Raw genomic sequence first — 19,690 nt, forward strand, 5'->3', positions numbered from 1 at the left:
CAGGCCGCTCTTCATCCTCTGGCAAAAACAAGGATGTGAGGCGTTCTATCCATTGATTGCGGATCGTAATCGTCGGGGCAAGAATTAACGCAGGCTGGCCTACTCGCCTCATGACCTCCAATCCAAGAATAGTCTTCCCTGATCCTGGAGCTGCAACAATATGCAAGTGGTCATCATCCAGATGGGTATCTAACTCAGCGAGAACGCGCTCTTGATACTCTCTCCAGGACGCTTGGAAACTCAAATTATCAAATGTCATTTAACTGGTTGATTTCTCGTCTAAAAATCGTCGATTGATGCTATCATCATCACAAAACTGCATATAAGAACTAAATAATCTTCAGAGACAGTGGCACAAGTTCAACACGTGCACGCACATAAGAAACCCCTGATTTTTCAAAAGCTTCTCCCTCTGTGCTGAAACCGAGGCGCTGGTAGAAAGCAACAGCATCTTCTCTTGCGTCGCACCAGATGTAATCCGCTTTTTGCAAGTCAGGCTGGTTTGCTGCAAACCGTATGAGGTTGCTTCCGATGCCGCGCCCTTGCTTATCCGGCAACACCGCCAGTTTTCGCAGTCTCACAGAGGGCAGATCGAAGAAGAAAGACCCAACACCAATCAGGTTTTCTTCTTCAAATGCTCCAATATGAAGGGCCTGGTGATCTTCTGGAACCATGACCCGCTCTATCGGCGAGTCTGGCCAGAGCACTTGCTGACGTAGTTTGTATGTCAACGTTGCAGGAATGCTCCGAAAACTAATCTCTAGTTCTCTCATACTTCCCCTCACCGCTTAATCAAGGACCGGCTCATCAGCAAGCTCAGCACAAGTGCCGGTAACATCAGCATAAAGCCGCCCTGGATGCCGAGGTGATCAGCGGCATAGCCGATGACGAGTGGACCGACAAGGAAACCGCCGAGAGCAATCTGCGTCATCAAGCCCACATTGACAGCAGCAGAGCGGCCCGGTTTTTCAGCAGCAGCCGTAACAGCCAGCGGAAAGCCACCAGAAACGCCCAGCCCGACCAGACCGAAACCAAGCAATGACACCGCATAGTTTGGCGAAATCACCAGAATTCCGACGCCAATGAGAGCAAGGATAACAATCCCAGCAGCTGCGATCTGAACGTCAACACGAGATCGCAACCAGTCTCCGGTTAAGCGCCCGAATGTCACCATCAGAGCAAAAGCGCTATAGGCAATACCTGCGTAACCAGCAGATAGATCAAACAGATCAGTCACATAAATCGCAGACCAATCAGCAATCGCACCCTCTGTCATTGTGATGCCAAACGCAAAGAAGCACACCGCAATCAGCGCCCCACTCGGCATCTGGAAACCACTCTCGGACTTCTCTGCAATATCTGGCTCTCGGCCTTCTGTCAGGCTGTAGGAGGTAAACAGCGCTGGTAATAGCGCCATACCACTTGCCATGAGAATGCTTTCAGATGGCCCGTAACCAACCCAGGAAAAGCCCGAGCTGATCAGACTTCCCACCAGCACACCAAGGCTCCACAAGCCATGACAACCCGACATAATGAGCTGCCCGCTCTTCCGCTCGGTCTTATCCGCAATCACGTTCATGCACAGTTCCACAAACGCCAATGCACTGCCAACAACTGCCAAATAAACAAACAGCTGCAGAATGGATTCGGCATACGTCGGCAATGGCATCAGACAGATGAACGCAAACAGGCCCGCGATCAAAAGCTGGCGCGCTCCAAACTTCTCCGTTAGTCGCCCGGCAAACATCAGCATGAACAGCAGCCCAACCGGCATTCCGACAAGAGCAAGGGCAAACTCCCCTTCACTCACCTGAAGTCTTTGCTGAATTTCTGCGATGCGTGGAAACCAAGCGCCAAGCGCTATAGGTTGTAGAAAGAAGACGCCGCGAATAAGATTCACATCGCGCGCACCAAGGACTGCTTGTTGTGTCATGGAAAAAGCTTTGAAGAGAGAAAAACGACCTATTAAATATCTAGCGTGATATTTTAGAAAAATGCAAGCTGTGTAGAGCACCTAATACAACACAACGCCGTTTGCTGACGTAACAACGCAAATCAACGCAGGATATGCGTAAAAAACGCATTTCTGCGCAAAACCTTTCAAAAAGGAATTTCCGTGCCCCTAAGCGACACCACAAAAGCCAAGTTAAAGAACAGAGTTGTCTGGAGTCGTCTCGTTGGATGGGGGCTTTTATGTTATGCAACAGCAGCTTACGGCGGCATCGTTACTGCACCGGCCATCCCTGAATGGTACGCCTCTCTCAACAAACCATCCTTCAATCCACCTGACTGGATTTTTGCACCGGTCTGGTCCGTTCTTTACGCACTTCTTGGCATCAGCATCTGGCTGGCCACTGAATTTCAACAGACTGGCACCAACGAAGCAGCCAAACCACCTTCGAAAACCAGTATTCAGCTAACTTTCGTTATAGTTTTGTTTTTAAACGGAATTTGGTCATGGGCATTCTTCGGACAGCAAAACCCAACACTTGGCCTTGTTGTCCTTATCATCTTGCTCGCGCTAAGTTTTTTCACTTTCCGACTATTTTATAGAGCGCAAATCTTTGCAGCATGGCTCTATCTGCCCTATCTCCTTTGGGTTAGCTTTGCAGCCGTCCTGAATGCCTCTATTGTGGTTCTGAATTAATCCAACACCTCAATCGAGACTTTTATTATTGGAGATTTTGATGAGCGGTATTGTTGCCACTCTAGTTCCTATTGCTCTTTTCGCCGTCGCTCTGGTCCTCGCCCTCGGCCTTTGGAACATGATGCGCGGAGGAGATCCAAACCGTTCGCAAAAGCTTATGAGATATCGCGTTCTCTTGCAGTTCGCAGCTATCATATTGATTATGCTTTCCGTTTACTTCGCAAGCACATCCTGATTTTGGTTTGAAATTGGTAGAAAATGGTCACTCTCAATAAGATCTATACAAAAACTGGCGACGACGGCACCACTGCACTTGGCAGCGGAGAGCGCAGGCAAAAGCATGATCTGCGCATCGAGGCCTACGGAACCGTTGATGAAACCAACTCAGTCGTCGGCATAGTCCGCCTGCACGCATCCAAAGAGATGCCAGTACTGGATGAATTGCTTGGCCGTATTCAGAATGACTTGTTCGATCTCGGCGCCGATCTGGCAACACCAGATACCGGCGAAGACCTCGGATACGAACCTCTGCGCATCACAGTTAATCAGGTAAGCGCTCTGGAAGACGCAATCGACCAGATGAACGTTGAGCTTACACCGTTGAAATCATTTGTATTACCGGGTGGCACACCGTTGGCAACGCACTTGCATCAAGCCAGAACCGTCTCTCGCCGCGCTGAGCGCCTCGTTGCTGCGCTCTCTCAAAAAGAGAAAGTCAACAAACAAGCCCTGCAGTACCTCAACCGCCTCTCCGACCTCTTCTTCGTTGCATCTCGCTATGCAAATTTGAAGGGCGAAGGCGACGTTTTGTGGGTAGCGGGCAAAAACAGATAGCGATTTTTTGATGAAAAAATAGACCAAAGGTACTTGACGAATAGGTAAACTATCAACACTTATGGACAACTATCTTCACCTTAAGGCCACTTGGCCTTATACATTGGTTGAAACCCAATACCTATTTACCCTAGGCGATCGTTGACAGCCCCAAAATTGCTCAGTACGGTCGCCGCAAATGTAATGCAATTTGCATTCCCTTTTGGCTCTGGTAGCCCGGCGGAAGCTGTGTCTTATCAACTTGGTGGCGACGCATACTCCCCTGCATTTCTAGTGGAGGTTCTAGGAACATGAAAATTCTCGTGCCCGTAAAACGGGTCGTTGACTATAACGTAAAAGTTCGCGTGAAAGCGGATGGCTCCGGCGTTGAACTCGCAAACGTCAAAATGTCCATGAACCCCTTCGACGAAATCGCCGTTGAAGAGGCTCTTCGCCTGAAAGAAGCTGGTAAAGCAACAGAAATCATTGTTGTTTCCATCGGCCCTAAGCAGGCGACTGAAACGATCCGCACCGGCCTCGCAATGGGCGCTGACCGCGGTATTCTCGTTCAGACCGACGACATCGCCGAGCCTCTCGCAGTAGCTAAGGTTCTCAAAGGCATCGTTGACGAAGAAGAGCCAAGTCTCGTTATCCTCGGCAAACAGGCGATCGATGACGACTGCAACCAGACTGGTCAGATGCTTGCTGCACTTCTGGGCTGGGCACAGGGCACATTCGCTTCTAAGGTTGACCTTGGCGATAACACAGTAGACGTCACCCGCGAAATCGATGGAGGTCTGCAGACTGTTAAGCTGAACATGCCAGCGATTGTCACCACTGACCTGCGTTTGAACGAGCCTCGCTACGCTTCTCTGCCAAACATCATGAAGGCAAAGAAAAAGCCGATTGCTGAGAAAACACTGGCGGACTATGGCGTAGACGCTACACCTCGCCTCAAGGTTCTCAGCACTGCTGAGCCTGATGCACGCAAGGCAGGCGTTAAGGTCGCTTCCGTTGATGAGCTGGTAGACAAGCTCAAAAACGAAGCTGGCGTTCTTTAAGATAGGTCAAGAGGAGTTAGCATTATGACCACGCTTCTTGTGGCTGAACATTCCAATTCTGCTTTGAACGAAGCAACGGCTAAGGCACTGACAGCAGCTGTAGAAATGGGCGGCGACGTTCATATTCTCGTTGCTGGTAAAGACTGTGGAGCAGCAGCTGAAGCTGCTTCCAAACTGTCAGGCGTTGCTAAGGTTCTTGTTGCTGATGACGCAGCATATGAGCACCAGCTTGCTGAACCAGTTGGCGATCTGATCGTTGCACTTGCTGCTGATTACGACGCTGTTGTTGCTGCTGCGACAACCAATGGCAAAAACACTCTGCCACGCGTTGCTGCTAAGCTCGACGTAATGCAGATCTCTGAAATCATTGCCGTTGAATCTGCAGACACGTTCAAGCGTCCAATCTATGCAGGTAACGCAATCCAGACTGTACAGTCTGCTGATGCAAAGAAGGTTCTGACTGTTCGTACAGCATCCTTCGCTGCAACTGCCGAAGGCGGTTCTGCTCCAGTTGAAGCTGCTGCAGCTTCTGCTGATCCGGCAATTTCCTCCTTCGTGGGTGAAGAAATCGCAGCTTCTGATCGTCCAGAACTCGCAGGCGCTAAGATCATCATCTCCGGTGGTCGTGCTCTCGGTTCCGAAGAGAAGTTCAACGAAGTCATCACTCCTGTTGCTGATAAGCTCGGCGCAGCAATCGGTGCATCCCGTGCAGCTGTTGATGCTGGTTACGCACCAAACGATTGGCAGGTTGGTCAGACCGGTAAGGTTGTTGCACCTGATCTTTACATCGCTTGTGGCATTTCCGGTGCAATTCAGCACCTTGCAGGCATGAAAGATTCCAAGATCATCGTCGCAATTAACAAAGACGAAGAAGCACCAATCTTCCAGGTTGCTGATTACGGACTTGTCGCAGACCTGTTCGTAGCTCTTCCTGAACTGGAAAAAGCCCTCTAATCATATTTGATTAGCTTTTCAGGAACCCCGGGATGTTAATATTTCATTCTGGGGTTCTTGCTGTTTGAGGCAAGACTTGCGATGTATGTTGTTACGAGAACGTCAAAGCACGTTTAATCGATGCTTGTAAGAATTTGGATCTGACAATGGTGGTCGAAGTAAAGAAAGTCGGTGTTATTGGCGCCGGTCAAATGGGCAATGGCATCGCACACGTAAGTGCTTTGGCAGGATACGATGTCGTGCTTCACGATATCGATCAGGATCGTATCGACAGAGGCCTGGCCAGCATCAATGGCAATATGGCACGTCAGATCTCAAAAGGCACGATCACTGAAGAAGATCGCGACCTCGCTCTTACCCGTATCAAGACATCTGACGATGTTAAATCCCTAAGCGATGCAGACCTCGTTGTTGAAGCTGTGAGTGAAAACGAGCAGGTCAAACGCAAAGTTTATCAAAGTGTTTGCCCAATTCTGAAGCCTGATGCCATCCTTGGCACAAACACTTCGTCTATTTCCATCACGCGTCTGGCATCTGCTACAGACCGTCCAGAAAAATTCATCGGTATCCACTTCATGAATCCAGTTCCGCTTATGGAACTCGTTGAGCTTGTTCGTGGCATTGCAACCAGCGATGAAACCTTTGAACTTTCCAAGGGCTACACCCTTGGCTTGCATAAGACGATTGCAGTTTCAGAAGACTTCCCAGCCTTTATGGTGAACCGTATTCTGCTACCGATGATCAACGAAGCGATCTACACTCTTTATGAAGGTGTTGGCTCCGTTGAAGCAATCGACACAGCAATGCGCCTGGGTGCAAATCACCCGATGGGCCCGCTGCAACTGGCTGATTTCATTGGTCTGGATATCTGTCTGTCCATCATGCAGGTGCTCTATGAAGGCCTCGCAGACAGCAAATACCGCCCATGCCCACTACTCGTGAAGTACGTTGAGGCAGGCTGGCTTGGACGCAAAACCCAGCGCGGTTTCTATGACTACCGCGGTGAGGTTCCAGTCCCTACTCGCTAGTGCGTTTATCTGACACACAAAAGCCCGCCACTTGAGCGGGCTTTTTTATTGCTGCTATTCAGCTAATTATTTAAACGTACCGCTGAATCCACCAATGGAAAGCGGATTATCCATCATCGCAGTGCGGTCAGGCGTGTCGGCAGCAACACCGCCGGTGAATGCATCAAACATCTTCTTCACAAAGCCCTCAGACAGGCCTTTGGTAATGAAGACCAGCCGCGTTCTCTGATCCGCATCAGGCCACTCTGCAAGCCGTGCAGGTGGATGGAAGACATGCTGCACCCCATGGATCACCAAAGGCTGATCCGGGTGTTCTACGGTCTTTATAATCCCTTTAACGCGCAAAAGCTTAGGACCATGTGCAGAGCGCAGTAGATCTAGGAACATCTCCAGTGCAGCATTGGGAATCGCGCTGTCTGTCTCAAGCGTAAAGGCGCGAACATCTTTGCCATGGCGGTTTGGGTCGTGATGATGATCACCATGATGATGGTGTCCGTGATGATCATGTGAAGCGTGCTCATCTTTGTACGCCTCTTCCTTCAGCCACTTCTGAACATCTGGGATTTTGCTCTCAGGATTGTACAGTCCGCAGTTGATGAGTGCAGCAGCCGTTGCAGAACCTTCTTGTGCGTTAAGCACAATTGCGCCAGGGTTCAAATGCTTCAGCTCAGCCAGCAGATCATCAGAAGGCTCCTGTAAATCCGTCTTCGTCATCACGATCCGGTCGGCAACAGCGACTTGCTTGACCGCTTCCTCATGAGAATGGATCGTATCCAGACCATTGACGGAATCGACCAATGTCACCACACCATCAAGTCGATATCGCATGACTAAGTACGGATGCAGCATCACAGTGTGCAACACTGGAGCTGGATCAGCCAAACCAGTTGTTTCAATAATCACACGGTCGATCTTCTTCATGCGGCCATTATCTATGCGGCGCAGAATATCTTCCAACGTGTTGATGAGATCACCACGAATAGTACAGCATAAGCAACCAGATGAAAGCTCGATGATCCCATCATCAATGGTATCTACGAGCAAATGGTCCAAACCGATCTCACCAAATTCATTGATGATGACCGCTGTATTTTCCAACACTGGCTCTTTGAGAATTCGATTAAGAAGCGTTGTTTTACCCGCTCCCAGAAAGCCAGTAATGACGCTCATTGGGATCGGGGTTGGCGGACTCCGCCTCTCTTGGGTACTAGCCATAATTCTGCACTGCCTGTAGCTACGGTTACTGCGTTTTACCGAAGGCAGACGTATTAGCATAGAGCCCACCCGGGCTACCAAACAAATCTCGTTTAGGAGTTGATTTCAGCGGCTGTAAAGAGGCCCCCTTGCCCACTGGCACATTAAGCTGCTGAATGCCTCCAATAGGCGCGGGCTCCAAGCTCTTTTGCGCCCCAGGCTTAGGAGTTGGCAAAGGCACTGCATTTCCAAGCTTTTTTAGCGCGACAACAGGGTGCTCATTGCCAATACGCACAGTCACCGGTGCATATGACTTCAACTGTGGGCCCAGAATTTCTTCATAGACCAAACCCCAGTTCACTTTCTTCTTGGAAAGGCGAATAGATTTACCGCGTGGGCTCGGACTGGCCGCATCAGCATAAGCCATCATGCTGGCAGAGCCACGTTTTGTCCCAAACCGATCAACGAGCTGTTGAGCCGTTGGCTTAGCATTGCGCTTACAGTAGTGGTCTTTTGGTGGGTTGATATTCCCACTTCCACGGAACGCCGTAATCTTGGTTCCTGCTGTCTTCTTGAAACCGCTATCAATGAGCTTCTTAGCAAAGGCTGAGCGCTCTAAACTGGAAGCAGCCCCCAGAACAACAGCAATAACTGTTCTTCCATTGCGCGTTGCAGAAGTCGCAACATTGAAACCAGAATTACAAATATATCCAGTTTTCAAGCCATTTGCACCATCCGTACGCAGAAGGAAGTCCCTGTTTCCGGACCGAAATGTTCTCCGGCCAAATCTAATTCCCGGATGGCTCATGTAAGAGCGATACTGCGGAAATTGGTTCCACAGTGCACTCGCTAGCAGCGCCATATCACGCGCAGATGAGACCTGTCGATTATCTGGTAAACCGTGAGGATTGACGAAACTGGTATGCGACATTCCTAGCCGACGCGCAGTAGCATTCATCTCGTTGATAAAGTCTTCTTCAGTGCCGCCGACCCGCTCAGCAACGGCCACTGCAATATCATTGGCCGATTTCACAAGGATCATCTTCAAGGCATTATCGAGCGTGATTGTCGTGCCGACCTTAAACCCCATCTTGCTTGGTGGCTGGTTGAGTGCGTTTTGAGAAACCATCACCATATCGCTCATAGCCATTTCACCCTGAGAGATACTCTTGAAGGCAATATAGGCGGTCATCATCTTCGTAAGCGAAGCAGGGTACCAGCGGTCGAAAGCACCGTTCTGCTCCAAAACACGGCCATTATCGGCGTCCATCAACAACCATGCAGCGACATCTGCACGAGCATTTGTCAGCACAGAAGCCAAAGCTATTGCGAAAACCGCAAAAAATCGAAGTTTCTGAGCAATCCAATAAACCGAAAAATTCACGATCTTACCGCTCCACGCCTACCAGTTTTTGCAGCAAACAACCTTTGCATAGCTGTCTTCGATAGCTCAGTTGCTAGTTTAGTTTCATGAACAGCCCAAGCTACCGTTAGGTAATACAGTAGGGGTAAACAATAAAAACTATGTCACCAGACACCGGCAATAAAGATTGGTGTCTCTCCCGAAATATTGGGGTCATAATACCAGTAAAAGCCCGCCATTTCCAAACATTTCAGGACATTCTCTTCCAATGGTTATTTTGTGAAGTCAAACTAACAAAGAGACACTGTCGCAATCACCCCTTTAGTTGTAAGGGGCTCTTCTTTTTACTCACCTCAGCGTCCTTCAACTTTGCCTATTTAAAGCTGCGCACCTTGTAATCTGAAAGCTTATCCTCAAGTCGCAGTCATTCTTGCTTTTCTTTTTCACCATCAACGCAGATGATCGGATCCAAGAGGAGGATCTTATGTACAAAGTTATTGGCCACCCGCAATCAAGAACCATGCGGGTACTCTGGTTATTGGAAGAACTGAATTTGCCTTATGAGGTCGTGCCCAGCAAACCTCATCAGGAAGATGTTTATGCCGTAAATCCATCAGGCAAGATTCCTGCCCTGATCGTTGACGGAGAAACCATTTACGATTCAACGGCAATCTGTACTTATTTAGCAGACAAACATTCCAGCCTGTCATTCCCATCAGGAACTTTAGATCGCGCCCGGCAGGATAGTTTTACAAACTTCGCCCTTGATGAAATGGACTCCATCCTCTGGATGGCTGCAAAACACTCATTTATTCACCCTGAAGACCAACGCGTACCAGACATTAAACCTGCTTGCCGATTTGAATGGAACAAATCGATGAAGCTGCTTGAGAAACGCCTTGGCGAAAACACTTGGGCGACGGGCGAAACTTTCACAATTGCTGATATCATCATCGGCCATTGTGCAGTCTGGGCTAAAATCTCCAAGTTTGAATGGCCAGAAGGACCTGTCAGCGAATATTTTTCAAGGGCTTTAAGTCGACCAGCTCTTGCAAAGGCCAATGAAAAAGCTGCGGCAATGCAATAACCTGCTGAAGTACGAGGGTGGCCCAGCCCACCCTCTCCCACAGTTTCAGCGCGATTAGAAATTGAGTAGCACTTGAAGCTACCAAATAATTTCAATACATTTTTCAAATAATAAATACTCAAGTCATGTGCACACCATATCTTTTACAGGGTGTATTGATATGTTTGAAGGAATTTACTTACCAGGTGTGCTTGCTGCGGGAATCGCTTCATATATTTTTGGTTCTATTTGGTACTATATGCTGTCATATTCCTGGATGAATGCTGTCGGCATATCAGAAGAAGACGTCCAAATGTCTCCTTCCACTTACGTCATTACTTTTCTCTGCGAAATGATCATGGCTTTCGTCCTTGCCGGAATTCTCGTCTACTCAGGCTCAGTCGCCATTGCCAGTGGCGTGACTGCAGCAATCGTAATCTGGGGCGGCTTTGTACTCACAGGCCTGATCGTCAATCACAAATTCCAACGAGCCTCATGGATGCTTACGCTCATCGATGCAGGGCATTGGCTCGGCGTTTTGATGGTTCAAGGCATGGTTTATGCGCTGATATCTGGTTAATTCCGGATACCTCGACATCTCGTATTGCTGAATTTTCGTAGGCCAAACGAACCTAGAGACAAAGGGACCTACGAAAGTTCGAAGCATATTCGCTAGACGCCCCAACGGCAGCTGCCCATAATACGCCACAGGAGTTGGGTATGTGATTACCCGTGGAGGAAATGGGGAGATTGACCATGACTGGTGATGTATATCCAGTACCGGCTGAGATTGCCGAAAACGCCCTGCTCAACAACGAGCAGTACTTGGAAATGTACAAGAAGTCCGTTGAAGATCCCGACGGGTTCTGGGGAGAGCACGGAAAACGGATTGACTGGATTAAGCCTTATTCCAAGGTCAAAAACACGTCCTACGACTACCACAATGTTTCCATCAAATGGTTTGAAGACGGCACGCTGAACGTAGCAGCCAATTGCATTGACCGTCATCTGGCAGAGCGCGGCGATCAGCCAGCAATCATCTGGGAGGGTGATGAGCCGGATCAAAGCAAGACAATCACTTACAAGCAACTGTCTGAAGAAGTGAACCGTTTTGCAAACGTCATGCTTGCCAATGGCGTGCAAAAAGGCGATCGCGTCACTGTCTATATGCCAATGATCCCTGAAGCAGCCTACGCAATGCTCGCGTGTGCCCGGATTGGCGCAGTTCACTCTGTTGTGTTCGGTGGTTTCTCACCTGACAGCTTGGCCGGACGTATCGAAGACTGCAAATCACGCTTTGTCATCACAGCTGACGAAGGTGTCCGCGGTGGCAGAACAGTTCCTTTGAAAGAGAATACTGATCGCGCAATCGAAAAATGCGGCAATGTCGACAAGGTCTTCGTTGTGAAACGCACCGGTGGCAACGTCAATATGATGGACGGCCGCGATCTCTGGTATCACGAAGAAACCGAAAAAGCTTCTGCAGATTGCCCACCAGCGGAAATGAACGCCGAAGATCCGCTCTTCATTCTCTACACTTCAGGCTCAACGGGCCAGCCAAAAGGCGTGATGCACACGTCTGGTGGTTACCTCGTTTATGCCTCCATGACGCATGAATACGTTTTTGACTACCACCCAGGCGAAGTCTATTGGTGTACGGCTGATGTTGGTTGGGTCACAGGCCACAGCTATATCCTCTACGGTCCACTTGCCAACGGCGCAACAACCCTGATGTTTGAGGGGGTTCCAACCTACCCGACAGCAGGTCGATTCTGGGAAGTCTGTGACAAACACAACGTCAACATCTTCTACACCGCCCCAACCGCAATTCGCGCATTGATGGGCGCAGGTGATGAATATGTAACCAACACATCCCGCAAATCATTGCGCGTTCTAGGATCCGTAGGCGAACCAATTAATCCAGAAGCATGGTTATGGTACAACAACATTGTCGGCGAACAGCGCTGCCCAATCGTTGATACCTGGTGGCAAACCGAAACCGGCGGCATCTTGATCACACCACTACCAGGTGCAACAGATCTCAAGCCAGGCTCCGCAACACGCCCATTCTTCGGCATTCAACCTGCTATTGTTGATGCTGAAGGCAACTTCCAGGAAGGCGCAACTGAAGGCAACCTCGTCATAACAGACAGTTGGCCAGGCCAAATGCGAACCGTTTACGGAGACCACGAGCGCTTCGTCCAGACATACTTCGCGACCTACAAAGGTTTCTACTTTACTGGCGATGGCTGTCGTCGTGACGAAGATGGCTACTACTGGATCACCGGCCGGGTTGATGACGTGATCAACGTATCTGGGCACCGTATGGGGACCGCTGAAGTTGAAAGCGCCCTCGTCGCCCATCCAGAGGTCTCAGAAGCTGCAGTAGTTGGTTATCCGCATGATGTGAAGGGACAAGGCATCTACGCCTATGTAACCCTCATGGAAGGCTTAGAGCCCTCTGAAGAACTGAAGAAGAAATTGGTCAAGCATGTCCGCGCTGAAATCGGCCCAATTGCCTCCCCAGATCTCATCCAGTTCGCCCCGGGCCTGCCAAAGACCCGCAGCGGTAAAATCATGCGCCGCATCCTCCGCAAAATCGCAGAGGACAGCTTCGACAACCTCGGCGACACTTCAACCCTAGCCGACCCAACCGTCGTAGGCGACCTAATCGACAACCGCCAAAACAAAGCTGAAACGGTTTAGGCGAAACTTATCAAATAAAACCTAGAACACAAAACCCCGCCGATGTGGCGGGGTTTTTATCTTCAAAAACATAAAGTTACTTTAAAATCTAGCACCAGACTACGTACAATGTCATTTCTTACAGTCCCCGTCTGTAAACTTTCTATAAACTATAAATTCTATATCGCGAAAAGAAACAATCAACATTGAAGAAATTTAGATAGAATTCTGGTTTAAAATTACATTGTTAAAGATAGCTGTTTGATTGGTCGAATCGGGTCGTTTCCCTTAGACAACCTGTAATATGCATTGGGAAAGCTTTCATATGCGTGGTCTGTATATTCTAGGTCGAAATAACTTCCTACGATTTCAAAGTAATGCGAGTGGCAATGTAGCAATAATGGTCGCCGTATTATTTATACCGCTGGTTATTTCTGTAGCCGGTGCAGTAGACATTGCACATTTTGCAAGTATTGAAAATAGACTTCGCGCTGCCACAGAATCCGCTGCATTAGCAGCAGCATCACTTAGGTCCTCCTCTGATCTAGAAAAAACTTCAAAAGAGTACGTGAAGTCAAATTTACCAGACACAGATCTTTGGAGAACAGTTGATATTCAAGTGCCCGCCCCGGAAGTGACCACGAACTCAAGAACGATCACGGTAAATGCTTCCATCGCACTACCAACGAGTTTTCTAAAGATAATTGGTATTGATAAATTAACGGCATATGCAAGCTCTGTCGCAACGCAAACAAAGTCCGATGCAGAGATTGCGCTGGTTCTAGATATTTCATCTTCGATGGATCGTAGTGGAAAAATCGACAAACTAATACCGGCAGCAAAAGATTTTGTTGATGCAATTTTTGACGATGAACTATTTCAAGAAGCTAGCGTAAGCCTAATACCTTTTGGGGGCACAGTTAATGTTGGATCTGAATTATTCGAAAAGTGGGTAATAAATGAAAGAGAACAAAAAAAAGACCCATCTCGTTATGACTATTATGTAGGAAGCGGAATTCCTTTTGGAAAGTTCAGATTCACAGACGGTGGGAATTGCATTGAATATCGGCCAGAAGATGCAAGTGAAGATCTAATTCCTCTTGAGTCTCGCCCCCAGTTGCCTGATTTTTGGAAATGGAACGATGGCAACCCATGGTGTCCACCTGCCTCTACCGCAATGCTCTTGAACTCAAGCAATCCAACTAAAATCAAAAATCGCATTGATGATATGGAACTCTCCGACGGCACAGGTATGGATATTGGTGCTATTTGGGGATTAAAAGCCCTTTCACCAAAGTGGCGCGGTCAACTTGGCGGCGATAACTCCGATCGACCTGCCAATTTCAATGACGCAAAAACGCTCAAGTTTATGATTTTGATGACAGATGGCGATATCACTGCCCAGTATAGACCAATAGATTATTCAAAAGGAGATACTAAAGGAAGCCGTAATCAGCAAACAATGCTGCCAAAAGGTTGGACAAGCACATCTCCTAACACAAACAGTGCTTATGGTTACTTCAAACGTGTATGCAATGATCTGCGCACCAATGGTGTCACTGTCTTCACTATTGGCTTTAAGATTCCAGCTAATGGTAATGCTGAAGAAATGTTGCAATATTGTGCAACAAATATTGGCAACTATTATCTCGTCGACAATCTAGATATCGGATCAGCATTTGACTCCATCCAAAGAGCAATTTCCCAGCTCAGGATTAAGGGGTAGAGCGATGCTATCACTTACCCTCCGCTTTTGGCGTAGTTCTGCGGGTGTAACAGCCATTGAGTTTGCAATACTGGCTCCCGTATTATTTTACTTTGTTTTTGCCGCTTTTGAAGTTGGTATGATCTACACACAACGGGAACTACTCGACCGAGCAGTCACGAATGCTACTAAGCAGATCTACATTGGCGCCGCCTCAAGTGGACAAGTAACTAAAAGCGATCTCGAAAAAGCAATTTGCGATGACCTTATATTTGCTGGAGCTGAATGCCGCAAGAATCTCACATTGAGAGTAACACCCATTACGTCTTTACGTAGTGATCCACAAACCGATATTATCTGTCGTGACAGCGGCACAACGCCCGACCCAGCTATAGGTTACAACCCTGGCGTCAGAGACCAGTTTATGTTCATGCGCGTATGCTTCATGAAAAAGCTCCTCTTACCTGGAATTGGCTTTGCGCTCAGCTTACCATCTGCATCCAATGGCCGTATTGCGCTTGTTTCCAGTAGTGCTTTTGTCAACGAACCCTTTTGAAAATCCCTCATTGGAGAAGTATCACGATGGAGAACAGTCTTTCCTCAATGAGGCAATCTAACTTCTTCAGGGATGTTAAGGGCGTGGTGGCGATTGAGTTCGCAATAGTGTTTCCCGTGCTATTACTTCTACTTCTTGCCAGCTCAGTTCTCGTCGAAGGTTTTCGCACTAAACGCCTTCATGAAAGGGCTGCATTTACAATTGTCGATCTTGTAACACGCCAAAACGTTATGGATGAAGAAGCAGCCCAAGAGCTGTATTTGGTAGGTCAAGCATTAGTTGGGTCTGCAGCAGAAACTGACGATTTCGCTGTTGTCGTTGCAAGTGCAAGAAATGATTTTGCTACTAACACCCTAACATTTCTATGGTCTTGTGCCTCCAATCCAACTCTTCATGTCACTCAAGAGCTCATAGATGATCTAGAATTACCAGAGGTGCCAGCAGGGCAGGCTATTTTGATTACCCAAGTATTTGGAACCTATAAGCCAATTTTCAAGTTGGATTTAATTAGCGACATTGATCTGCAAGAAACAACTGTGCGGCGCCCACGTTTTCTCAACGTCATTCCTCTAGATGAAGAAAGAGGCTCATGCCGTGAATGAGGCACGATTTATATTCAGAATAATACTATAAATGTCACGGCTCAAGCTCGCTGTCCCAGTAGAGGAAATCTAACCAGCTCTCGTGCAAGTAGTTGGGTGGGAACAGGCGGCCGTTGTTATGTAGGTCATGCACACGTGGGATAAACGGCATTTGCATGGGCCGCATGTTCATTTCTTGCCAGGATTTGTTTGCCTTGCGTAAATTACAAGGAGAGCAAGCCGTGATGACGTTGTCCCAAGTGGTCAGCCCTCCCTTACTGCGAGGGATCAGGTGATCAAACGTCAGATCCTTCAGAGATCCGCAATACTGGCATTGAAACCTGTCTCTCAAAAACACGTTAAACCGCGTAAAGGCTGGGTTTCGCTCTGTCTCCACAAAGGACTTCAGCGCAACAACGCTGGGGAGTTGAAACTCAATACTCGGGCTTCTCACAACCTGATCGTATTCAGAGACGATACTAACCCGATCCAAAAACACAGCCTTCACCGCATCTTGCCACCCCCATAAAGACAAGGGGTAGTAAGACAGAGGCCGATAATCTGCATTCAACACAAGCGCCGGGAATGCGCCTTCTGAAACGACTGCGTTCACAACATGCTCCCGAGTCTCGCTCAGAACACAAGCGCCTGAGCGGAAATCATCTTGAGATGTTTTGATATTGTAGTCAGCAAATGACAGCTATGTGAAGTCTGACAATCCTCCTTACCCTAAGGAATTCGAAATACCGACAAAGCACATCAGCATAAACCCGCGATAGATCAGACAATTAGATCCGCACGACACACTTTGTCGCAATATCAGTTCCAAAATAAAAAAAGCGGGAATAGTCACCTACTCCCGCTCATTTACAAAATTTTATCTGCGATTACTTCCAGTGACGCACATCAACAAAGTGTCCGGCAATCGCAGCCGCAGCCGCCATTCCTGGAGAAACAAGGTGCGTACGGCCCTTGAAGCCCTGACGGCCTTCAAAGTTACGGTTGGAAGTTGAAGCACAACGCTCGCCCGGCTTCAGCTTGTCAGCATTCATCGCCAGGCACATGGAGCATCCAGGCTCACGCCATTCAAAACCAGCATCTTTGAAGACTTCATCCAGACCTTCCGCTTCAGCCTGTGCTTTCACCAGGCCAGAACCCGGAACGATCATCGCGCTAACGGTGTCTGCAACCTTCTTGCCTTTAACAACGGCAGCAGCTTCGCGCAGATCTTCGATACGCCCGTTGGTGCAAGAACCAACAAACACACGGTCAACCTTGATGTCGGTGATCTTCTGACCAGCTTCAACACCCATGTACTCAAGCGCACGTTCTTTAGAAGCGCGGCGGTTGTCGTCTTCGATCTCAGCCGGATTAGGAACAACACCGGTAACGGAAACAACATCTTCAGGAGAAGAGCCCCAGGTCACGATTGGAGGCAGGTTCGCTGCGTCCAGAACGATTTCTGTATCAAACTCTGCATTATCATCAGTAAACAGAGTTTCCCAGTAAGCTTGTGCCTGTTCCCATGCGGCGCCCTTAGGTGATTTAGGACGGCCCTTCAGGTACTCAAAAGTTTTCTCATCCGGAGCAATCAGACCAGCACGTGCACCAGCTTCAATAGACATGTTACAGACGGTCATACGACCTTCCATAGACAGGTTACGGATCGCTTCACCAGCATATTCAATGACGTAACCGGTGCCACCAGCAGTACCCAGCTCTCCAATGATCGCCAGTACGATATCTTTCGCGGTCACACCTTCCGGCAGCTGACCATTCACAGTCACACGCAGGTTTTTCGCTTTCTTCTGAATCAGCGTCTGCGTCGCCAGAACGTGCTCAACTTCAGAAGTACCGATACCGTGTGCAAGAGAACCAAAAGCACCATGAGTGGATGTATGGCTGTCACCACAAACGATGGTCATGCCCGGCAGTGTAAAGCCCTGCTCAGGACCCACGATGTGCACCACGCCCTGACGCTGATCGAGCTCTGAGTAGTACTCAACACCAAACTCAGCAGCATTCTTCGCAAGTGTATCAACCTGCAACGCGCTTTCAGGATCATCAATACCTTTGGAGCGATCAGTGGTCGGCACGTTATGGTCAACAACAGCCAGTGTACGCTTTGGGTGACGCACCTGACGGCCAGCCATACGCAGGCCTTCAAATGCCTGCGGGCTCGTCACTTCGTGTACCAAGTGGCGGTCAATGTAAAGCAGGCAAGTGCCGTCTTCTTGCGTGTTGACCACGTGGTGGTCCCAGATCTTATCGTAAAGAGTTTTGGCCTGCGACATTGCGCTTGTCTCCTGGAAACGAATGATCCTTGTTTCAAATCCGGCTCTGATCGCACCTACCAAGCGCTCAAGATCCGAGAAAACAGGACCACTCACTTATTACCTGCAGCTCTCTGCGGCCGCATAAATCTTGAAAATACGGAAGCAACAATAAACGAAGCTCCCGCTATACTGGCTCTATTAATCGGCCCAGATCACCAAAATATCAAGCTTCTTTGCCTTGAGATTCTCTCAAGACGGAAAGGTAATGAAAGCAAGTTAGACGCAATCAAACAATCCCTTTGATGCGATCAATACCCTGTAGCCTAAGCATATATTTCTATGAGCAAAAGTTCTGGCGGACAAAGAAAACGGATTGGAAGTCCCGAGCATCCAAGCCCGCTGCCAACGATAAGAGTGCTTCCATTTTCCTCAAAAGCGCCCTTCGCATACTTCCGGTCAAGCCGCGATGGTATTGTCAATGCACCAATAAACGGCAAGCGAACTTGCCCTCCATGCGTATGCCCGCTCACTGTCAAATCTACGGATTTATTGGCCTCAAGAAAGATGTCCGGCTCATGGGCAAGCAAAATCCGCGGGGCGCTGTCATCTTCAACCTGACTTAAGGCCACCTCAAGATCATCCCGGCGTCCCGTCCCGTGCAACTGGCAGGCCTCGCCATACTGATCATCCAGTCCCAAAAGCCAGACATGAGAGTTGCCTCGCGTAGATACCCGCTGAGCTCTGTTTTCAAGAACAGTTACTCCAGAAGCTTCCAACGCCTCTCTGGCGTCCTCACCACCTTCAAGCCAATCATGGTTGCCCAGTACACCAAAAACACCCAGAGGCGCCTTCAAATGCTGCATAGGCTGCGCCCAAGCGGTAGCAGAGGCCAAAGGCTTTGCGAAAGGAGGATGCATGGCTGTGTGGTAATCGCCTAAAAGCGCAATAAGATCAGGCTCCAGGCTGTTCACGCGCTCTACGATGCGCGAAATCCGTTCAGGGCGCATCCACGGCCAGCAGGCATGCAGATCGGTCATAACAACAATTTGCAAAGGTTTTTGGCCAAGAGCTTCTGGAGAAACAACAACTTTATGCCGGGTAATTCTCGGTGGCAGCCAAGGCTCTACAAACACGGCATAAATACCGAGTAACATGATGAAAATGATGATGAATGCGATCACCATTTGCCTTCAAGCCCCCTACTCATTGCATCTTTCAGAACCAACCTAACCCACTTGGATTAATTGTATTCTGACAGCTCCCCGGAATATCCCCCTGAAAACTTGCGCAAAGGGTGCGCATCAGAACTTGTCACATTTACACTTCAAACACCAACAGCACCACATGGCATCCCATGCAGTGTTGGACCAGAGTTCCCGATAATCGGGATGAGCAAGGCGGCAGGCAATACCTGCGCTACTTATTGAAACTAATTCTTCGGCATTGGCTACACGCCTTGCCCGGGCTTTTTATAATGAACAACGTCGCCTCTTTTGCCTATAAGGCACGATAGCCGGTTTCCCTGAAAAAACAGTGGCTTACCCAGACACGTTTCCATGCCCAAACAGTTCCTCCGTCTTTGACAGATCCATTTGCAAAAGCAGGTTTTACTGCCGGTGCGCTTGTATCTGTCACCGCGTGATACCCTATAGTCCTGGGCCCTTCCCCTCAAACCATGCGGTCACGTTTGAAGTTCGGTTCACCGGACCACTGAAAGGTGCGTTACGTCTTCCAGAAGCCCCGCCCAGCCTACGACAAACT

Annotated in this window: 20 protein-coding genes; 12 read left to right on the top strand and 8 right to left on the bottom strand. The window is 48.7% G+C overall.

What is annotated here, in order from left to right; genetic code table 11:
- The 3 genes from PsAD26_RS16970 to PsAD26_RS16980 form a co-directional block, all read right to left on the bottom strand.
- On the bottom strand, positions 1–259 hold a 259-nt coding region (locus PsAD26_RS16970), incomplete at its 3' end, for a DEAD/DEAH box helicase family protein (protein WP_153041526.1).
- A 70-nt stretch (positions 260–329) separates the two neighbouring features.
- On the bottom strand, positions 330–773 hold the full coding sequence (locus PsAD26_RS16975; protein WP_063300792.1) for a GNAT family N-acetyltransferase: 444 nt from the start codon (positions 771–773) through the stop codon (positions 330–332).
- An 8-nt stretch (positions 774–781) separates the two neighbouring features.
- Positions 782–1,933 carry an MFS transporter gene (locus tag PsAD26_RS16980; protein WP_063300791.1) on the bottom strand — a complete coding sequence of 384 codons (1,152 nt, stop codon included), beginning with the start codon at positions 1,931–1,933 and terminating at the stop codon, positions 782–784.
- Positions 1,934–2,116: 183 nt separating this feature from the next.
- Here PsAD26_RS16980 and PsAD26_RS16985 point away from each other — a divergent pair, with 183 nt between their 5' ends.
- From PsAD26_RS16985 to PsAD26_RS17010, 6 genes are all read left to right on the top strand, one after another.
- Positions 2,117–2,647 carry a TspO/MBR family protein gene (locus PsAD26_RS16985; RefSeq protein WP_084403717.1) on the top strand — a complete coding sequence of 177 codons (531 nt, stop codon included), beginning with the start codon at positions 2,117–2,119 and terminating at the stop codon, positions 2,645–2,647.
- A 40-nt stretch (positions 2,648–2,687) separates the two neighbouring features.
- The gene (locus PsAD26_RS16990) at positions 2,688–2,882 is read left to right on the top strand and encodes a twin transmembrane helix small protein (protein ID WP_063286199.1); all 195 of its coding nucleotides are present in this window, start codon (positions 2,688–2,690) and stop codon (positions 2,880–2,882) included.
- Between the two features lie 23 nt (positions 2,883–2,905).
- The gene (locus tag PsAD26_RS16995) at positions 2,906–3,481 is read left to right on the top strand and encodes a cob(I)yrinic acid a,c-diamide adenosyltransferase (RefSeq protein WP_063300790.1); all 576 of its coding nucleotides are present in this window, start codon (positions 2,906–2,908) and stop codon (positions 3,479–3,481) included.
- 290 nt (positions 3,482–3,771) lie between these two features.
- Positions 3,772–4,521, top strand: a complete 750-nt coding sequence (locus PsAD26_RS17000) for an electron transfer flavoprotein subunit beta/FixA family protein (protein WP_063311407.1) — start codon at positions 3,772–3,774, stop codon at positions 4,519–4,521.
- A gap of 24 nt (positions 4,522–4,545) precedes the next feature.
- Positions 4,546–5,475, top strand: coding sequence for an electron transfer flavoprotein subunit alpha/FixB family protein (locus tag PsAD26_RS17005; protein WP_063311408.1), 930 nt, complete (start codon positions 4,546–4,548; stop codon positions 5,473–5,475).
- A 146-nt stretch (positions 5,476–5,621) separates the two neighbouring features.
- Positions 5,622–6,503, top strand: coding sequence for a 3-hydroxybutyryl-CoA dehydrogenase (locus PsAD26_RS17010; protein WP_057464631.1), 882 nt, complete (start codon positions 5,622–5,624; stop codon positions 6,501–6,503).
- Between the two features lie 66 nt (positions 6,504–6,569).
- Here the strand turns inward: PsAD26_RS17010 and PsAD26_RS17015 are convergent, their stop codons facing one another.
- A complete protein-coding gene (locus tag PsAD26_RS17015) occupies positions 6,570–7,673 on the bottom strand; it encodes a GTP-binding protein (protein ID WP_084403718.1) in 1,104 nt (367 codons plus the stop codon).
- Positions 7,674–7,743: 70 nt separating this feature from the next.
- A complete protein-coding gene (locus PsAD26_RS17020; protein ID WP_063311410.1) occupies positions 7,744–9,081 on the bottom strand; it encodes a D-alanyl-D-alanine carboxypeptidase family protein in 1,338 nt (445 codons plus the stop codon).
- 463 nt (positions 9,082–9,544) lie between these two features.
- Between PsAD26_RS17020 and PsAD26_RS17025 the strand changes: the two genes are divergently transcribed.
- The 6 genes from PsAD26_RS17025 to PsAD26_RS17050 all read left to right on the top strand — a co-directional run bounded on the left by PsAD26_RS17025 (position 9,545) and on the right by PsAD26_RS17050 (position 15,674).
- Entirely contained in the window at positions 9,545–10,147 is a 603-nt protein-coding gene (locus PsAD26_RS17025) for a glutathione S-transferase family protein (RefSeq protein ID WP_063311418.1), read from the top strand.
- 160 nt (positions 10,148–10,307) lie between these two features.
- On the top strand, positions 10,308–10,706 hold the full coding sequence (locus PsAD26_RS17030) for a DUF1761 domain-containing protein (RefSeq protein ID WP_084403719.1): 399 nt from the start codon (positions 10,308–10,310) through the stop codon (positions 10,704–10,706).
- 176 nt (positions 10,707–10,882) lie between these two features.
- Positions 10,883–12,832, top strand: coding sequence for an acetate--CoA ligase (acs, locus tag PsAD26_RS17035; protein ID WP_063311411.1), 1,950 nt, complete (start codon positions 10,883–10,885; stop codon positions 12,830–12,832).
- A 304-nt stretch (positions 12,833–13,136) separates the two neighbouring features.
- Positions 13,137–14,537, top strand: coding sequence for a vWA domain-containing protein (locus tag PsAD26_RS17040; protein ID WP_193758305.1), 1,401 nt, complete (start codon positions 13,137–13,139; stop codon positions 14,535–14,537).
- Positions 14,538–14,541: 4 nt separating this feature from the next.
- Positions 14,542–15,072: a TadE/TadG family type IV pilus assembly protein gene (locus tag PsAD26_RS17045; protein WP_063311413.1), complete on the top strand. Its 531-nt coding sequence runs from the start codon at positions 14,542–14,544 to the stop codon at positions 15,070–15,072.
- A 26-nt stretch (positions 15,073–15,098) separates the two neighbouring features.
- On the top strand, positions 15,099–15,674 hold the full coding sequence (locus tag PsAD26_RS17050) for a hypothetical protein (protein WP_063311414.1): 576 nt from the start codon (positions 15,099–15,101) through the stop codon (positions 15,672–15,674).
- A gap of 34 nt (positions 15,675–15,708) precedes the next feature.
- On the opposite strand, the gene PsAD26_RS17055 is transcribed toward PsAD26_RS17050, so the two are convergent.
- From PsAD26_RS17055 to PsAD26_RS17065, 3 genes are all read right to left on the bottom strand, one after another.
- Positions 15,709–16,266, bottom strand: coding sequence for an HNH endonuclease (locus PsAD26_RS17055; protein WP_063311415.1), 558 nt, complete (start codon positions 16,264–16,266; stop codon positions 15,709–15,711).
- A 274-nt stretch (positions 16,267–16,540) separates the two neighbouring features.
- Positions 16,541–17,947: a 3-isopropylmalate dehydratase large subunit gene (gene leuC, locus PsAD26_RS17060; RefSeq protein WP_063311420.1), complete on the bottom strand. Its 1,407-nt coding sequence runs from the start codon at positions 17,945–17,947 to the stop codon at positions 16,541–16,543.
- 305 nt (positions 17,948–18,252) lie between these two features.
- Positions 18,253–19,113 carry a metallophosphoesterase gene (locus PsAD26_RS17065; protein ID WP_063311416.1) on the bottom strand — a complete coding sequence of 287 codons (861 nt, stop codon included), beginning with the start codon at positions 19,111–19,113 and terminating at the stop codon, positions 18,253–18,255.
- Positions 19,114–19,690: the final 577 nt, after the last annotated feature.

The organism is Pseudovibrio sp. Ad26 (assembly GCF_001623285.1).
GTDB lineage: Bacteria > Pseudomonadota > Alphaproteobacteria > Rhizobiales > Stappiaceae > Pseudovibrio > Pseudovibrio ascidiaceicola.

Bases quoted from the DNA above. Each gene is read 5' to 3' on its own strand.
- PsAD26_RS16975 (WP_063300792.1), bottom strand. From the start codon at position 773: ATGAGAGAACTAGAGATTAGTTTTCGGAGCATTCCTGCAACGTTGACA.
- PsAD26_RS16980 (WP_063300791.1), bottom strand. From the start codon at position 1,933: ATGACACAACAAGCAGTCCTTGGTGCGCGCGATGTGAATCTTATTCGC.
- PsAD26_RS16990 (WP_063286199.1), top strand. From the start codon at position 2,688: ATGAGCGGTATTGTTGCCACTCTAGTTCCTATTGCTCTTTTCGCCGTC.
- PsAD26_RS16995 (WP_063300790.1), top strand. From the start codon at position 2,906: ATGGTCACTCTCAATAAGATCTATACAAAAACTGGCGACGACGGCACC.
- PsAD26_RS17000 (WP_063311407.1), top strand. From the start codon at position 3,772: ATGAAAATTCTCGTGCCCGTAAAACGGGTCGTTGACTATAACGTAAAA.
- PsAD26_RS17005 (WP_063311408.1), top strand. From the start codon at position 4,546: ATGACCACGCTTCTTGTGGCTGAACATTCCAATTCTGCTTTGAACGAA.
- PsAD26_RS17010 (WP_057464631.1), top strand. From the start codon at position 5,622: ATGGTGGTCGAAGTAAAGAAAGTCGGTGTTATTGGCGCCGGTCAAATG.
- PsAD26_RS17015 (WP_084403718.1), bottom strand. From the start codon at position 7,673: ATGAGCGTCATTACTGGCTTTCTGGGAGCGGGTAAAACAACGCTTCTT.
- PsAD26_RS17025 (WP_063311418.1), top strand. From the start codon at position 9,545: ATGTACAAAGTTATTGGCCACCCGCAATCAAGAACCATGCGGGTACTC.
- PsAD26_RS17030 (WP_084403719.1), top strand. From the start codon at position 10,308: ATGTTTGAAGGAATTTACTTACCAGGTGTGCTTGCTGCGGGAATCGCT.
- acs (WP_063311411.1), top strand. From the start codon at position 10,883: ATGACTGGTGATGTATATCCAGTACCGGCTGAGATTGCCGAAAACGCC.
- PsAD26_RS17040 (WP_193758305.1), top strand. From the start codon at position 13,137: ATGCGTGGTCTGTATATTCTAGGTCGAAATAACTTCCTACGATTTCAA.
- PsAD26_RS17045 (WP_063311413.1), top strand. From the start codon at position 14,542: ATGCTATCACTTACCCTCCGCTTTTGGCGTAGTTCTGCGGGTGTAACA.
- PsAD26_RS17050 (WP_063311414.1), top strand. From the start codon at position 15,099: ATGGAGAACAGTCTTTCCTCAATGAGGCAATCTAACTTCTTCAGGGAT.
- leuC (WP_063311420.1), bottom strand. From the start codon at position 17,947: ATGTCGCAGGCCAAAACTCTTTACGATAAGATCTGGGACCACCACGTG.
- PsAD26_RS17065 (WP_063311416.1), bottom strand. From the start codon at position 19,113: ATGGTGATCGCATTCATCATCATTTTCATCATGTTACTCGGTATTTAT.